At 73.3% G+C, this 14,437-nt stretch carries 14 protein-coding genes and 2 pseudogenes; 7 read left to right on the top strand and 9 right to left on the bottom strand.

Annotated features, from left to right (window positions below):
• Positions 1-25: 25 nt before the first annotated feature.
• On the bottom strand, positions 26-826 hold the full coding sequence (locus AB0F52_RS28275; RefSeq protein ID WP_360177330.1) for a hypothetical protein: 801 nt from the start codon (positions 824-826) through the stop codon (positions 26-28).
• Between the two features lie 257 nt (positions 827-1,083).
• On the bottom strand, positions 1,084-2,250 hold the full coding sequence (locus tag AB0F52_RS28270; RefSeq protein WP_360177327.1) for a citrate synthase: 1,167 nt from the start codon (positions 2,248-2,250) through the stop codon (positions 1,084-1,086).
• Between the two features lie 88 nt (positions 2,251-2,338).
• On the opposite strand from AB0F52_RS28270, the gene AB0F52_RS28265 reads away from it, so the two are divergent.
• From AB0F52_RS28265 to AB0F52_RS28255, 3 genes and pseudogenes are all read left to right on the top strand, one after another.
• Positions 2,339-3,535: an MFS transporter gene (locus AB0F52_RS28265; RefSeq protein ID WP_360177324.1), complete on the top strand. Its 1,197-nt coding sequence runs from the start codon at positions 2,339-2,341 to the stop codon at positions 3,533-3,535.
• A gap of 38 nt (positions 3,536-3,573) precedes the next feature.
• Positions 3,574-3,777, top strand: a pseudogene (locus tag AB0F52_RS28260) (hypothetical protein); the annotation flags it as partial.
• Between the two features lie 55 nt (positions 3,778-3,832).
• A pseudogene (locus tag AB0F52_RS28255) lies at positions 3,833-4,180 on the top strand (hypothetical protein); the annotation flags it as partial.
• An 84-nt stretch (positions 4,181-4,264) separates the two neighbouring features.
• On the opposite strand, the gene AB0F52_RS28250 reads toward AB0F52_RS28255, so the two are convergent.
• From AB0F52_RS28250 to AB0F52_RS28240, 3 genes are all read right to left on the bottom strand, one after another.
• A complete protein-coding gene (locus tag AB0F52_RS28250; protein WP_360177321.1) occupies positions 4,265-4,795 on the bottom strand; it encodes a hypothetical protein in 531 nt (176 codons plus the stop codon).
• 121 nt (positions 4,796-4,916) lie between these two features.
• A complete protein-coding gene (locus AB0F52_RS28245) occupies positions 4,917-5,885 on the bottom strand; it encodes an alpha/beta hydrolase (protein ID WP_360177318.1) in 969 nt (322 codons plus the stop codon).
• 96 nt (positions 5,886-5,981) lie between these two features.
• Positions 5,982-7,178 carry an alpha/beta fold hydrolase gene (locus AB0F52_RS28240; protein WP_360177315.1) on the bottom strand — a complete coding sequence of 399 codons (1,197 nt, stop codon included), beginning with the start codon at positions 7,176-7,178 and terminating at the stop codon, positions 5,982-5,984.
• Positions 7,179-7,256: 78 nt separating this feature from the next.
• Here AB0F52_RS28240 and AB0F52_RS28235 point away from each other — a divergent pair, with 78 nt between their 5' ends.
• The 3 genes from AB0F52_RS28235 to AB0F52_RS28225 all read left to right on the top strand — a co-directional run bounded on the left by AB0F52_RS28235 (position 7,257) and on the right by AB0F52_RS28225 (position 9,338).
• Positions 7,257-7,850, top strand: a complete 594-nt coding sequence (locus AB0F52_RS28235) for a TetR/AcrR family transcriptional regulator (protein WP_360177312.1) — start codon at positions 7,257-7,259, stop codon at positions 7,848-7,850.
• Positions 7,851-7,884: 34 nt separating this feature from the next.
• A complete protein-coding gene (locus tag AB0F52_RS28230; RefSeq protein WP_360177309.1) occupies positions 7,885-8,442 on the top strand; it encodes an SMI1/KNR4 family protein in 558 nt (185 codons plus the stop codon).
• A 77-nt stretch (positions 8,443-8,519) separates the two neighbouring features.
• Positions 8,520-9,338 (top strand): hypothetical protein, encoded by an 819-nt coding sequence (locus tag AB0F52_RS28225; RefSeq protein WP_360177306.1) that lies wholly within the window; start codon positions 8,520-8,522, stop codon positions 9,336-9,338.
• Positions 9,339-9,443: 105 nt separating this feature from the next.
• Here the strand turns inward: AB0F52_RS28225 and AB0F52_RS28220 are convergent, their stop codons facing one another.
• Complete coding sequence (locus AB0F52_RS28220; protein ID WP_360177303.1) at positions 9,444-9,875, bottom strand: DUF6069 family protein; 432 nt, start codon at positions 9,873-9,875, stop codon at positions 9,444-9,446.
• A 63-nt stretch (positions 9,876-9,938) separates the two neighbouring features.
• On the opposite strand from AB0F52_RS28220, the gene AB0F52_RS28215 reads away from it, so the two are divergent.
• Positions 9,939-10,427: a MarR family transcriptional regulator gene (locus AB0F52_RS28215; RefSeq protein ID WP_360177300.1), complete on the top strand. Its 489-nt coding sequence runs from the start codon at positions 9,939-9,941 to the stop codon at positions 10,425-10,427.
• A gap of 8 nt (positions 10,428-10,435) precedes the next feature.
• Here the strand turns inward: AB0F52_RS28215 and AB0F52_RS28210 are convergent, their stop codons facing one another.
• Genes AB0F52_RS28210 through AB0F52_RS28200 form a run of 3 tightly spaced genes read right to left on the bottom strand, consistent with a single transcriptional unit; the run spans position 10,436 to position 14,334 of the window.
• Positions 10,436-12,514 (bottom strand): iron ABC transporter permease, encoded by a 2,079-nt coding sequence (locus tag AB0F52_RS28210; protein WP_360177297.1) that lies wholly within the window; start codon positions 12,512-12,514, stop codon positions 10,436-10,438.
• 2 nt (positions 12,515-12,516) lie between these two features.
• Positions 12,517-13,494 carry an iron-siderophore ABC transporter substrate-binding protein gene (locus AB0F52_RS28205; RefSeq protein WP_360177294.1) on the bottom strand — a complete coding sequence of 326 codons (978 nt, stop codon included), beginning with the start codon at positions 13,492-13,494 and terminating at the stop codon, positions 12,517-12,519.
• 33 nt (positions 13,495-13,527) lie between these two features.
• On the bottom strand, positions 13,528-14,334 hold the full coding sequence (locus AB0F52_RS28200) for an ABC transporter ATP-binding protein (protein ID WP_360177548.1): 807 nt from the start codon (positions 14,332-14,334) through the stop codon (positions 13,528-13,530).
• Positions 14,335-14,437 lie beyond the last annotated feature (103 nt).

Genomic DNA, 14,437 nt, shown 5'->3' with positions numbered 1-14,437 from the left:
TCGCCGTCGACCTGGCCGGCAGTCCTCAGCCGGCGCAGGTCCAGGTGGCCGGCACCAACGTCTGGCCGTCTGCCGACGGGCGCTGTCCGGCGAGTTCGCCGTCCTCCGTCACCACCCGGACCCAGCGTTCGGAGGTGATGTTGCCGGTGAACGTGGTACCGCGCCACACACCCAGTTCCCGCGCGGTGCCGCCGACGGGGGTGTACGAGGCAACCAGCAGCCCGTGGGAGTTGATCCCGCGCGGGGAGGGGCGATCCTGCGCCTCGTACCGGTACATCAGGCTTCCGGTCGCGTCCCACTTGTGCAGGCTGGTGTAGTCGCCGAAGGCCTGGCCGAGTGCGTAACCGCCCTGGTACAGCTGGACCTGGAGGTCGGGAGAGCCGGCGAGCCGGTGGGTGGTCCCGTCCGGCGACCACACCGATCCCTTTTCGGTCACCACGTTGCCCGCGTTGTCGATGCCGACCGCCACGTCGTCGGCGACGATCTGGTAGGTGCCCGGCCGGTCTCGCTTCCACACGACGCTCTGGTAGGGACCAGGGAAGGCGTAGGAGGTACCGACGATGTCACCGGAATCGTTGATGGCATCGGCGGACACACTGGCCCCGGCGGGGCCGGGGAGCGTCTGGAACGTGCCGTCGCGGTACACGAAGGGCGCGCCCGAGAGCCCGTCGTAGCCCACCATCTCGCCGCTGCCGTTGACCCCGAAAACATAGCTGGACTTGCTGGCCGGCGCGTTCACGTCGACGAGGGCACCGTGGTGCCACAGCAAGAACCTCCCGTCGGTCGCTTGACCGGCCAGGTAGCCGTCCGAGCCCGCGGCCCACACCGCTCCGCTCGTGACGCCCGCCGGCAACGGCAGGGCCGACGACGTCCAAGTGCATTGATCCTGAGTCCGCGCTTGAGCGGGAACGGATCCCCCGAACAGTGCCACCAACGCAGCACAAACGACCAAAATGCGACGCATTCGTTCCCCCCAGGGTCGCTGAAACGTGCCAACCGTACCACGCCGGCCAGGGGTCGTTGAGATCTTTTCCGGTCGGCGTGCTGCCGGCAACACCAGCGATCCGGAGATCGCCGCGGCTGTCAGCTCCCGGTGTAGAACCCCTGGGGACGGAACCGGTTCGGTCGCTCGCGGTACTCCTCCAGCGCGTGCGCCAGCCACCCCGCGGTCCGTCCGATCGCGAGGATCGTCTCGCCCGCGCCCGGCACCATGTCGTGGGCCTCGGCGAGCACCGCGAGCGCGAGGTCGACGTTCGGCCGCATCCCCGGCCGGGCAGCCACCAGGCCGTCCATTGTGGACCGGATCGGGCCTGGGGTGTCGATGAGTTCGAGCAGCCTCGCCGCCCGGGGATCGCCTTCGGGGTAGCGGGGTTCCCCGAATCCCGGCACGCGGCCGGTTTCGTGGACGCGGTCGGCGACGGCGGCCATCGGATCGGCCGGTGCGGCCGCCGAACGCAGGAAGCGGCGCACCGCTTCCGCGGCCGCCCCGTGCGTCGGACCGTCCAGGGCGCCGAGCCCGGTGGCGACCACCGCGTACGGATGCGCTCGGGTGGACGCGGCCGTCCGGGCAGCCAACGTCGACGACGCGAGATCGTGGTCGGCCAGCAGGACGAGAGCGGCGTCGAGCGCGCGGACCCCGTCTTCGTGAGGCTCCTTCGTGGTCAGCGCCGACCACAGGCGCACGCCGAGCGGGTCCGCCGGCCGGGCGTTCCCGGAGGAGGGCAGGGCGTCCACCATCACCGCGAGCAGCGCCCGGCCGGTGCGCACCACGATCGCCGGATCCACGTCGTAGCGCAGGGGATCCGCCGTGGCGGCCGCCCCGACGATCACCGGCAGCAGGTCCACCGGTCGCGCGTGCCCCACGAGCGGCCGGATCGCCGCGCACGCGAGTTCGCGCACGGGCTCGGCCGCGACGAACGCCGCGCCTTCGTCCAGCACGCCTGTCCACAATAGACTCGCGACCGCCTCGAACGTCTGTGTCCCCGCGAGTCCGGTGACGTTCCGCCCGCGGTAGTACAGCGCGCCGTCGCGGATGACGGTGAGCGACGTCTCGACCGGGTCAGGTTCCGTTGCGCCCCTGCGGTTCCTCGCCGCCAGGCGCCGGACCTCCTCGGCATCGAACCGGCTCGTCCGCCCGTCGGCGGCCCGTGTCCTGCTCAGCAGCCCGCGGCTCACGTAGGCGTACACCGTCTCCGCCTTCACCCCGAGCAGCCGGGCGGCCTGCGCGGTGGTGAACATCCGATCGGTCATGCCGCCAGCATTTCACATTGATCCCATCAAGATTGACGACCTTGATCGGGGCGGCGATGCTCGGCGGACCGAACCGAGAGGGGCCGTGGTGTCCGAGAGTCGAATCGCGTGGCGCGGGCTGCCACCGCTGGCCGTGCGCGCTTACCGGAAGCTGTGGATCGTCTCGGTGCTGTCCCACTTCGGTACCTGGATGCACAACACGGCGGCGGCCGCGCAGCTCGCGCGCTCCTCGCCGTCGCCACTGACCAACGCGCTGCTCCTGGCCGCGGCCACCCTCCCGGCCGTGGTCCTGTCGTTCCCGGCGGGCGTGCTGGCCGACCGGATCGGCCGCGGCACGGTCCTCTTCTGGGCCAACGCGACCGGTGCACTGGTGGCGGCGCTCTTCGCCGTGCTCGGGCTGTGCGGCGGCCTCGGTCCGGTCGTGATCCTCGTGCTGACGTTCGCGCTCAACGCGGGCTGGGCCGCCGGCTACCCGGCGTGGAACGCGGAAGTGTCCTCGGTGCTGCCGGCGGAGCTGGTGCCGGACGGTTCGGCGCTGAACAGCCTGTCGTTCAACCTCGCCCGCACGCTCGGCCCGGCGGCGGGTGGGTTCGCCTTCGGCGCGGTCGGCGGGTTCCCGGTCTACCTCGCCAACGCGCTGTCGTTCGCCGGGTTCCTGCTGTGCTTCCGGAAGTCGCGAACTGTCGTGACGTCGAACGTCGCGGGCTCGTGGCGGGAGTCACTGCGGGAAACCACGGCGTTCTTCCGGGCGACGCCGCGATACCGCGAACTGCTCGTGCGCGCGGCGACCTTCTTCTCGCTGACTCAAGCGATGTCCGCGCTCGTCCCGGTGTACGTCCTGACGATCCGGCACCTTTCCGCCACCGACCTCGGGTTCGTGCTGGCCGCGTTCGGGATCGGCGCGGTCTGCTCGGCCGTCGCCTACCCGAACCTGCGCCGGTACGTCCCCGAGCAGGTGCTGCGGTCGGCGTGCGCACTGCTCGCCGCGCTCGCGCTCACGGCACTCCCGTTGCTCGGCTCGGTGCCGGCGTTGTTCGCGACAGGTCTCGTGTTCGGCGCCGCGCAGGCGTCGATGGTCACGGTCAACAACGGCTTCCTGCAGGCGACGGTGGCCCTTTCGCTGCGGTCCCGGGCGGTGGCGCTGTACATCGTCGTGCTCTACGGCGCCCAGACGATCGGTGCGGTCACCGCGGGCGCCCTGTCCGCGTGGTGGGGCGTCGGCCCGGCGGCGTGGACGATCGCAGCGCTGCTCGCCGCGTGCGCGCTGCCGAGCAGAGTCTCCTGAGACTCGCGGGGGCGGCTCGAACGTGCCACGACATCGCACGGGTGCCGCCGCCTCGGCAGTTGCCTGCCTCGCCGGCACGGTTCGTGGGCCGGGCCGGTGAGTTGGCCGATTTGGCCGGCGGGCCCGGGGTGCACGTGGTAGTCGGGATCGGCGGTATCGGCAAGACGTGGCCGGCGGTGCACTGGGCCCAGTCCCACCGGCACCGGTTTCCGGACGGTCAGCTGTTCGTCGATCTGCGCGGCTGTTGGTGGTCCTCGACAACGCTGCTGACGCGGCGCTCCGCGCGATCCTTCTCGGCTGGCGAACCGAGGCACCGGGAAACGGGTAGTCCGGCACCGCCGTCGGCGCCACGCTCCGGACGTCGTGGCGCTCCAGGAGGCGTGGTCGGCGCCGGAAGGGGATCAAGCGCGCGAGCTCGCCGCCGCGATAGGGCTGCGCCACCACCGGTTTTCCGGCGATCGTGAGGAAAAGGGCGTGACGCCGGGCAGCGCGGTCCGGGTCGGCATCGACGGTCCGCGTGGCCCGGTCCGGCTGGTCAACGTCATGCTCGACTGGCCGCTGCGCCACACCCACGCCCGGCAGGAACAGGTCATCGAGCTCGCGCGGCGGGTGCGTGCACGGGACCGCGGTCCGGTGACCGTGGTGTGCGGCGACCTGGTTCCACCGGGGTGGGGCCGGGCAGCCCCTCCGGGCGGAGATCTCCGGCACGGCGGCGGCCGCGGGTGCTGTTCAGGGCAGGCTGAAGAACGCGAGGCCCAGCAGGGGGTGGCCCGGGACGGCGATCCGGACCGGGCCGCCGATGCGGGGTTCGCCCAGCACGCGGAGGTGGCCCGTTCGCTCGATGTGGCGGCTCAGGGCGTCGTCGGTGCCGGTCAGCTTGAACGCCAGCTCGGTGCCGTCCGGAGTGCGGGCCAGCCGCCAGGGCTCGGCCGCCGCGGGGCCGATGACCTGCAGTTCCGTCCACTTCGCCGGGAGCCGGGAGCGGAAGCGCGCCGAGTCGACCAGCGCGGCCACGGCCGAGAGACCGGCGATGAACGCCGAGCTGACGAGCGGCGTGCGCCACGGTCCGTCCGGCAGCAGCGTGAGCGCCGCCAAGGCGACGGACAGCATCGCGCAGATGCCGGCGATGCCGCGGGAAGTCCGGACCCGGGCGCGCGCGGCCGCCACGAGGACCGTGTCCTGGTCCGGTGGCACGGCCGGCGTCCCCGGATCGCCGGGCACCGGCCGGATCGGGTCCCTGCCGGACTTCGTGATCCCCACGCGCCGAGAGTACGCCACGAGCGGGCCTCGAGACCGCCGTCGAGAGCGCCACTCCAGGCTCAGCGAGCGCGAGCGGACCAGCTCGCGCGCCTCCGGTCCTCCCATCGGCAGGGCAGTGCGGTCAGCGGTGGCACTCCGGCAGGCGGTGCAGGATTTCGACGATCCGGCGGAACTGCTCGGCGGTCGCGGCGTGCCCCGCGTTCACGGTGTGGACGTCGAAGCGGTTGTGCGGGGTCAGCCGGTCGGCTTCGGTGATCATCCGGTCCTGCAGTGCGAGGGGGATCATCCGGTCCGCGGTGTGCCGGATGTAGGTTCGCGGGATGCGGCCCCAGGTGTCCGGCCGGACCTGGGAGTTCTCCCTGCCCACGGTCAGCGACTCGTCGGGGTGCAGGGAGGCGAGCATGGCGTGGAACTCGGCGTCGCTCGCGCCGGCCATCAGCACCTTTTTCAGCCTGGTCAGGGTTTCGACGTCGGCGGTGCGGTAGTTGGCCCGCACCGCGCCGATGACCGCGGGGTCGGCGACCACCAGGGCGGCGACGTCGCCGGCCAGGGTCGTCGAACCCTCCGGGGTGGTCAGGTAGTCCTCCGGGCAGGCCAGGTCCACGCAGCAGAACGCGCTGTCGTAGACGATCCGGTCGATCAGGTGGGGCACCGCGTTGCCGACCCGGTTCAGCGTCGCTCCGCCCATGCTGCCGCCGTAGAGCACGACCGGGCCGAACTCGGCGACCGTGCGGACCGTTTCGATCGCCGCCGCGGCGTAAGCGTCGAGTCCGACACCCGCCATCGGCGACGGCCGGGTCGCCAGGGACGCCGGGTCCTGCGGGCACTGGTAGTCGAGGGCGAACTGGGCGTCGGTGGCGCGGTGTCCGGGCAGGTCCACCCCCACGGTGCGGTGCCCGCGCAGCGACAGCGCGTCGATCCCGCCCGGGTTTCCGCTCGCACCGGTGACGACCACGAACGTCGTCGTGCGGCCCGTGCCGGTGCGGGCCTGTGCCATCGCGCTGCCTCCCGCCAGGGTGAGCCCGCCGGCCGCCACGCCCAGCGTCGCCGCGCGCAACGCCGTGCGCCTGGAATGCCGTGTATTGGTCATGACGCCAAGAGAACCGCGCCGGGGTGTCCCGGTGTAAGCGGTGAAGGTGGACATCCGGGGCGACGAAAGTTGATGGGCGGTCAAGCCGGAGGGCCGTCAGAGCAGGGCCGGGTCGGCGAGGGCCCGGCTGCTGATGCCGGGGACGTAGGCGCCCAGCGCGGCGATGAGCGTCCGGATGCCGCTGCGGGTTTCGGTGGTCAGTGCGGAGGTGCGGGCCACGTCGAGTTCGTTGGCGATGGTCAGGAAAGCGAAGTCGGTCAGGTCGTCGGCGGCCAGGGGGACGGTCTCGCCGGTGAAGCGGTCCGTGAGCGGCAGCGGTGTCTTGCCGAGGTGGGCGTAGGTCTTGCTCCGGTCGCACACGCCGTAGAGGTGGACGAGGGCCTCGGCGTCGTCGCCGATGGCCGCGCGCAGGCGGGCCCGGCGATCCGGCGGCAGCAGCGGGTGCGGGAAGCCGTCGGTGCCGTAGGTGGCGTGGCACAGCGCGGCGAGGCGGGCGCGCCGGCTCCCGCCCCACTCGGCCACCTGATCGCGGACGCGCCGGAGGTGGTCGAGGAGATGGCCGCCGGGGTGGCCGACCCGCTCCGCGCCGAGATCGCACAGCAGCGCGAGCGCGGGCCACTCGGTGGTGACGGCGGCGAGCGTTTCGGCCAGCGCCACCGGCTGGTCCCGGGCGATCAGGTGCCCGGCCCCGTGGATGCGGGTCACCTCGGCGTGCGGAGCCTGACGCAGCAACCGGTCGACGTCGTCGTCGGTGACGGGCGACCCGTCGCCGCCGCGCACCAGCAGGATCGGCAGGTCGAGCCGGGCGGTGATCTCTCGCAGCCGGGGAACCCCGGCCAGGATGTCTTCGACGAGGTCGGCGTGCGTGTCGAGCAGGCCGCCCGCGGCGAGGAAACGGCGGACCCGGCCGGGATCCAGGCCGGGGACGACGTCCACCAGTACGAGACCCGCCGCCCTGGCCCGGACCGCCGGGTCGCCGAGGGCGGCGATGGCGGCGAGCCCGCCCAGCGAGGCGCCCACGACCACGCAGCCCGGCGGTTCGGCGTGGAGCATGGCGGCGACGTCGTCCGCGCAGAGTGCGAGCGTCCGCGGCGTGCCGGCACTGTCACCGTGCCCGCGTTGGTCGAAGGCCACGCACCGGAACCCGGCCTCGGCGAGGACGTCGGTGACCGGCGTCCAGACCCGGCGCCGCTCACCGCCGGCGTGCAGCAGCAGAACGGTCGGTCCGGCGCCGGTCTCGTGTCCTTTGAGGACCGCGTCCGGACGCGCGAGGCGCCGCTCCCGAACGGTCACGTCGGCCGCCCCCTACCTTTTGGTGTCAAGGTAAGACCGTAGGGCCCGTACTTTGGCCAGTCAAGGTATGGTGGCGGCGTGACCTCTCCGCGTGTGCGCCGTCCTCCCGAAGAGGCCCGGCGCCTGATCCTGGACGCCGCCGAGCGGATCCTGGCCGAGGGTGGCGTCGCCGCGGTCCAGGTCCGGGCCGTCGCCGCGCGGGTCGGCATGACCGACGCCGGGATCAGCCACCACTTCGGCGGCCGCGACCACCTGCTGGAAGCGCTGTTGCGGCACGGCGGCCGGAAGATCCGCGCCGGGGTGGCGGAGGTGCTGCGGTCCTGGCTCGATCGCGGCGCCGACCTCGGCGAGCTCGTCGACACGCTGGCCGCGTTCTACCGCGATGGCTACGGCGAACTGGCCGTGGCGCTGCACGCCGCCGGGTGGCGGGATCGGGGCTCGGGGATGCTCGCCCCGGTTGTCGACGCGCTGCACGCCCTGCGAACCGACGCGGCGGACGTCGAGGACACCAGGCTCGCCGTGGCCGCACTCCACCAGGCTCTCGTCACCGAGTCCGTCTACGGTCCCGTGTTCCGCCGCAGCGCCGGCGTCACGGGCCGGGCGGCCACGGCCGGCGGCCCGCAGCTGCGCTGGTGGACCGCTCACCTCTCGCGCTCACTCGGCCTTTCCTAGCTTCGATGCGCCCGTGCCCGGCAGACTGGCCACCATGAACCACACCGCTCGCGAGTTCAGGCGGTTGCGAGACACCATCGAGCGGCTGCTGCCCGGCACCGCCCCGTTCCGGCCCGGCGCCACCGAGCACGACCTCGACCGGCTGGCCGCCGAAACCGGCCTCACCCTCCCGGACGACCTCTGCGCGCTGCTCCGCGTCTCGGCCGGCCAGGACGACCCCGACCGGCTGCACGGCCCGCTCAACTTCCACCACTTCCTGACCGTCGACGAGATGATCGGGATGCACCGCATGCTGACCGACGCCGTCGGCGACCTGGCCACCCCCGTCGAGCAACCGGCCTACTACCGGTGGACCGTGTGGTCGCCGTCCTGGCTGCCGTTCCTCGCCTTCGAAGGCGACTGCTACCTGGTGGATCTCGACCCCGGCGAGCGTGGCACCCGCGGCCAGGTCGTGTTCCGCCCCAACGTGCCGGACCTCGGCGCACCCCAGGCGTCGTCGCTCGCCGCGTTCCTCACCCGCGCCGCCGACCTCGTCGAAGCCGGGCGCGCCTCCGTGGAAGAAAGCACCCTCGTCCTCCTCGACCTGTACTGAACCGGCCTGGCCGGCCGGCGCCGCGACCGGGTGGTCCTGCTGGTGAGCCGGTGGGGGAGTGCGGTACAACCGGAAGCGTGGCCGAGCGCGTCCGGCGTCCTGACCCGCACGTTTCCGTCGAGCGTGACGTGCTGGTGCGGTACCTCGACGCGTGGACGGCGACCGTGCTGCGGTCCCCGCGCGGCGCCACGTACGTCGAGGGCGGGGATTTCGCCGCCGATGCCTTCCGGGTCTTCGGCGAGTTCGCCGACCGGCTGGCCGGCCACCCCCTGGAGGCGGTCCTCGTCGGGCGGCCGATCCCGCCGGGTGGCGCTCCGGCCGGGCTGGCCGTCCGGACCGTCGCCGACCTCGGGGAGGTCGAGGTGCCCGGGCCGATGCTGGCGCACCTGTCCGGTGCGTGGCCGCCGGCACTGGTGCGGGGCAAGGCGCACGAGGTCCTGCTCTCGGCCGAGCCGGGCCCGGACCACCGGGACCGGCTGCGGGCGGTGGGCCTCGGGTGCGTGGTGGCCGTGGATCTGGTGGCCGACGACGGAACCGCGCGGGCGCTGGTGTTCGCGACGGCGGACAGCCGGCACCTCACGACGTTCAAGAACGAGCTGTGGGCGGTGGACGAGTTCGCGGGCATCCGCTACCGCGATCCGCGTGACGCCGAAGGCGCGCTGGTCGACATCTCGCTCACCCCGCAGCTGCTGCCGTTGCGCCGGGCGCTGCTGGCGGAACTGGCCCGGCGGGGCGCCCGCACGGTCGCCGAGCTGCAACGGTTCACGCTGCTGGAGACGATCTACCGGGCCGAGGACGCCGTCGGTGCGCTGACCGCCGCGGTGGCGGCCGGTCAGCTCACGCGGGAACCGGAGAAGGGCCGGCTGGGCTCCCGCACGGTCCTCTCGGCGGGCTAGGAGCTGTCCGGCAAGTCACCGCCCACGCCTTGTCCGTCGACTCACCGCGACCGACCGCGTCCGCAAACCGACCGGACCGCAGCTGGATCGCTTACCGGACAAGCCTCAGTCGGCCGTCCCGACCGGCTGGACGCCGCCGGGGGCCGGGGCCAGGGTCGGGCGGAGTGCGGTGACGACCGCCGTGGTGACGACCAGGTGCATGAGCATCAGCCCGATGACGTTGGCGGCGGTGGCGCCCACGTTGAGCAGCATCAGGTCCGGCACCCAGGTCAGGACGAGGACCGCGGGGACGACCACGCGCAGCGCGTTCGGCGCCCGGCGGGCGATCACGAACCAGCCGACGGTGCCCAGCAGCAACCCGATGGCGGTGGCCGGCAGGTAGGACGCGGGCGACAGGCCCATGCGGATCCCGCCGTCGTCGAGCGCCACCGCTCCGAGGGCGATGACGGTGTTCACCGCGGCCGCCGCCAACAGGGCGAAGCCGAGGCGGACGGCGGTGGTGGCGGTGGGGGCGGCCGGTTTGGCGGTGGTGAGCATCGCTCCTCCTTGGGTTTAACGTGCAACCCAAAGGTAGGTTGGGTTGCGTGTTAAAGTCAAGGCGTGCGTGACGACCAACCGTTTCCCCGGCTCGGTGAAGGCGAACAGCGAGCGTGGCTCAACCTGGTGAAGGTCCTGCTCACGCTGCCGGGCGCGCTGGAGAGCCAGCTGCTGCGGGACGCCGACCTGACGCTGCTGGGCTACATGATCCTGGCGCGGCTCTCGATGGTGCCGGGCGAACGCCTGCGGATGAGCCAGATCGCGGAGATGGCCAACGGGTCACTGCCGCGGATTTCGCACGCGGTGGCGCGCCTGGAGGATCGGGGCTGGGTGACGCGCGAGGTCTGCACCGGCCAGGGCCGCCGGTTCACGACCGCGACCTTGACCGAGGCCGGCCGCGCGCACCTGGCGGCCTCCGCGCCCGCCCACGTCGCGATGGTCCGCCAGCTGGTGCTGGATCCGCTGGGCGACGACTTCGTGGCGGTCGGCGACGCCGTAGGGCGGATCGTCGAGACCCTCGGGCTGCCCACGGAAGTGCTCAAACGGCGGTAGGAACCGCCTCAGCGGCCCCGGGTCCGGTGGCGGTACAGGAGCCACCCGAAGTACGGCGCGCCGATGATCGCGGTCATCAGGCCGGCCGGGAGCTGGCCCGGGGCGATGACCGTGCGGCCGGCCGTGTCCGCCGCGCAGACCAGGATCGCGCCCAGCAACGCCGCCGCGGGCAGCAGGCGCGAGTGCCGGCTGCCCACGATCGCGCGGGCCGCGTGCGGGGCGACCAGCCCGACGAACGTCAGCACCCCGATACCCGCGACCGCCGCGCCGGTCAGCAGGACGGCGCACGACAGCAGCAGCAACCGCGTCCGGGCCACCGGCACGCCCAGGACCCGTGGTGTTTCGTCGTCCAGCGACAGCAGGTCGAGCTCGCGCCGCAGGCGGACCAGCACCGGCGCCACCAGCAGCAGCGCCAGCGCCATCGGCACGAGGTGCGGGAAGGTCCGGCCGTAGGTCGAACCGCCCAGCCAGGTCAGCGCCTTCGTCTCGTTCCACGGGTCGGACAGGGCGATCAGCAGCGTCACCAGCGCCTGCGACGCCGCGTGCACGCCGAAGCCGATCAGCACCAGGCGTTCGCCGGCGAACCCGCCCCGGGCGGCCACGGCGAAGACCACGGCCATCGCCACGGCGGCGCCCACGCCCGCGGATCCGGTCAGGGCCCAGAACCCGACGCCGGACAAGCCCGTGAGCACGGCGACCGCGCCGAGGCCCGCCCCGCCGACGACCCCGATCATCCCCGGTTCGGCCAGCGGGTTCCGGGCGACCGCCTGGGTGAGCGCGCCACCCAGCGCCAGTGCCGCGCCCGCCAGCAGCGCGGCCACCACCCGGGGGACGCGGGTGTCCAGCACGCCGGTGACGATCGGGCCCGCCTGACCGCTCACCCAGTTGACGACGTCGCCCAGCAGCAGCTTCGCGTCCCCGAGCAGGACCGCACCCACGGCGACCCCGGCCACCGCGAGCGCCAGCACGACGAGAACCACCCGGTACCGCGAAGCGCTCACACCGGCTCGCGCGCCGGCCGCGGGCGGTGCGGCGGTCGCCGAAGTGATCCGGGCCGTCCGGGCGAGCACCACGAGGAACAGTGCGCCGAGGATCGTCGTCACGACGCCCGTCGGTACCTCCAGGGCTCGTTGCGGGCCGATGAGCGCGCGGAGCAGCACGTCGGCGCCCAGCAGGAGAGCCGCGCCCAGGGCCGCGGAGCACGGGAGCAGCGCGGCGTGCCGGTGCAGGCCCGGCACCACCGACGCGAGCAGCCGGGCCACGGCCGGCGCGGCGAGGCCGACGAACCCGATCGGGCCGGCCAGGGTCACCGAGGTCGCGGCCAGCAGCACGGCCAGCGTGATCGCGGCGAACCGGACCCGTCCGATGTGGACACCCAGCGTCCTGGCGTGGTCGTCGCCGACGTGGATCAGGTCGAGCCGCCGGGCCATGGCGAGCAGCGCGGCCAGCGCCACGCCGGCGACGGGACCGAGCGTGCGGAGGCCGGCCAGCCCGTTCTGCTCCAGCGATCCCTCGCCCCAGGCGAAGAGACCGCGGGTTTCCTGGGCGTACAACAGCAACAGGACCTGGGTCACGGAGATCAGGGCCAGCGCGATCGCGGTGCCCGCCAGCACCAGCCGCACGATCCCGGTGCCGCCCGTCCCGGACAGCGCGAGCACGAACACCGCCGCGGTCAGCCCGCCCGCGAACGCGACCCCGGTCGCGCCGAGCAGGGGCAGCGAGACGCCGAACGCGGCCACGGCGACGACCGCCAGGTGCGCCCCGGCGTTGACGGCCAGCGTGTCCGGCGACGCCAAGGGGTTGCGGGACACCGACTGCAGCACCGCGCCGGCCACGCCGAGCGCGCCCCCGACGACCAGCGCCGCGAGCATGCGCGGCAACCGCGACTCGACCACGACGGCGGCCGTGTCGCCGGTCCCGCCGCCGAAGACCAGCCGCAGCACGTCCAGCGCGTCCAGGTTCGCGGTGCCCTGCGTCAGGTGCACGGCCGAACCCAGCAGGATCAGCGTGGCGAGCCCGCTGCCGAGCAGGGCGAGCCGCCCGCGCCGCCGGACGGCGACCACGGGCGGCCCGGTCCGGGTGACCACCGCTATTTCTCGAGCGCGGCGACGGCCGCGTCGACGAACTGCGCCATGGACTTCGGGCCGCCGAACATCCACAGGGAGTCCGGGAAGCGGTGCACCTTGCCGCTCTTGACGAACGGGAGGCTCGTCCAGATCGCGTTGCCCGCCAGCTGCTGCTGGTACGGGTCGCCGTCGGCGTTGTTGGCGATGTACCAGAACCGCACGTCGGGCAGCCGGGTCAGGCCCTCGACGTCGGCCTGCGCGAGGCCGTAGACCGCGTCGCCGTCCATCGGCCAGGCGGTCTCGAGGCCGAGGCGGCCGAACACCGCGGACACCAGCGCACCCTTGGTGTAGGGCCGGATGCTGACCGAGCCGGAGGTGACGTAGGCGTCGGAGAAGGCGACTTTCTGCCCCAGGGCGCCCCGTTTCGCCACTTCGGCGCGGCCCGTGGCGAGCTTCTGCTCGAACTCCGCCTTCAGCTGCGCGGCCTTGGCCTCGGTACCCGTGGCCTTCGCGATCACGTCCAACCCGGCGTACATCCCGGCGACCGGGTCCTGGGCGTTGCCGCCGTTGATGACGACGACCGGGACCTTCGCCTCGATCTGCTCGAGCGCGCCTTCGGTCACGCTGTCGGTGACGACCACCAGGTCGAGCCCCAGCGAGCCGAGCGTGTCGAGGCTCGGCTCGCCGCGGGTGCCGATGTCCTTCGGCGTGCCGTCGAGCTTTTCCGCGCTGACCCACTGCCCGTAGCCCTTGATGTCGGACACGCCGACCGGCATGACGCCGAGCGACACGAGGTGCTCGACGGCGTTCCACTCGGTCGCCGCGACGCGCTTGGCCGGGCCGGGCAGCTTCACTTCCTTGCCACGCGAGTCGACGACCGTGACCGGGCCGGCGCCGCTCGTGGCGGCGGCGTTGTTCGTGGGCGCCTCGGTGGTCCCGCAGCCGGCCACGAAGAACGTGGCGGCCGCGGACAGGCCGAGGAACAGCCGGGTGATCCGCATGTCTCTCCTGGGTTTTCGATGACGGCGCACCGGTCAGGCCGACGCGGTGCGCGCGCTGGTGTCGTTGAAGCGGCCGACCGCGCGGGTGTGGATCCGCCCGCCGGCCGGGTCGGGCACGACGTCCACGCGGATGCCGTAGGCGCGGGTGAGGTTTTCCGGTGTCAGCACGTCGGCGGGGGAGCCCTCGGCGGTGACCCGGCCGCCCTCGAGCAGCAGCACCCGGTCGGCGACCGCCGCGGCCTGGTCGAGGTCGTGCAGCACCACGCCGACCCCGACGCCGTGCCGGTCGGCGAGGTCGCGGACGACGTCGAGGATCTCGACCTGGTACCGCAGGTCGAGGAAGGTCGTGGGTTCGTCGAGCAGCAGCAGCCCGGTGTCCTGGGCCAGGCAGGCGGCGAGCCACACCCGCTGCGCCTGCCCGCCGGACAGCGCCTGCACCGGCCGGTCGGCGAGAGCGGACAGGCCGGTCAGCTCCATCGCCCGCGCGACGGCGGCGGGTCCCTCGGGGTCGCGGCCGCCCCACCGCGACCGGTGCGGGTGCCTGCCGAACTCGACCAGCTCCCGGACGCACACCCCGCCCGGCGCGGTCCGGTGCTGCGACAGCAGGGTGATCCGCCGGGCAACGTCCTTTCCGGACAGAGCACGCAGGTCGGCTCCGTCGGCGAAGGTGACCGAGCCGGCGACCGGCGGGTGCAGCCGGGCCAGCGCCCGCAGCAGGGTCGACTTCCCGCTGCCGTTCGGGCCGATCAGCGCGGTCACGGTCCCCGCGGCGAGGGAGACGGACGCGGCACGCACGACGACGTCGTTGCCGTAGGCGACGTCGACTTCGCGGGCGTGCACACCGGGATCGGCGAGGTGGGGCAGGGACACACGAGGACAATAAGGTCAGGCTTACCTAACCTACAAGGTGGCGGACGGCACAATTCGGACGTCGCCCCGCCCG

The organism is Amycolatopsis sp. NPDC024027, from assembly GCF_040638975.1.
Lineage (GTDB): Bacteria > Actinomycetota > Actinomycetes > Mycobacteriales > Pseudonocardiaceae > Amycolatopsis.
This window is presented reverse-complemented; position numbering and strand designations above follow the sequence as displayed.

What these genes read in the sequence shown, in the direction of transcription:
- AB0F52_RS28205 (WP_360177294.1), bottom strand. Translation starts at nt 13,494, where the DNA reads ATGCGGATCACCCGGCTGTTCCTCGGCCTGTCCGCGGCCGCCACGTTC.
- AB0F52_RS28245 (WP_360177318.1), bottom strand. Translation starts at nt 5,885, where the DNA reads ATGACCAATACACGGCATTCCAGGCGCACGGCGTTGCGCGCGGCGACG.
- AB0F52_RS28230 (WP_360177309.1), top strand. Translation starts at nt 7,885, where the DNA reads ATGAACCACACCGCTCGCGAGTTCAGGCGGTTGCGAGACACCATCGAG.
- AB0F52_RS28220 (WP_360177303.1), bottom strand. Translation starts at nt 9,875, where the DNA reads ATGCTCACCACCGCCAAACCGGCCGCCCCCACCGCCACCACCGCCGTC.
- AB0F52_RS28270 (WP_360177327.1), bottom strand. Translation starts at nt 2,250, where the DNA reads ATGACCGATCGGATGTTCACCACCGCGCAGGCCGCCCGGCTGCTCGGG.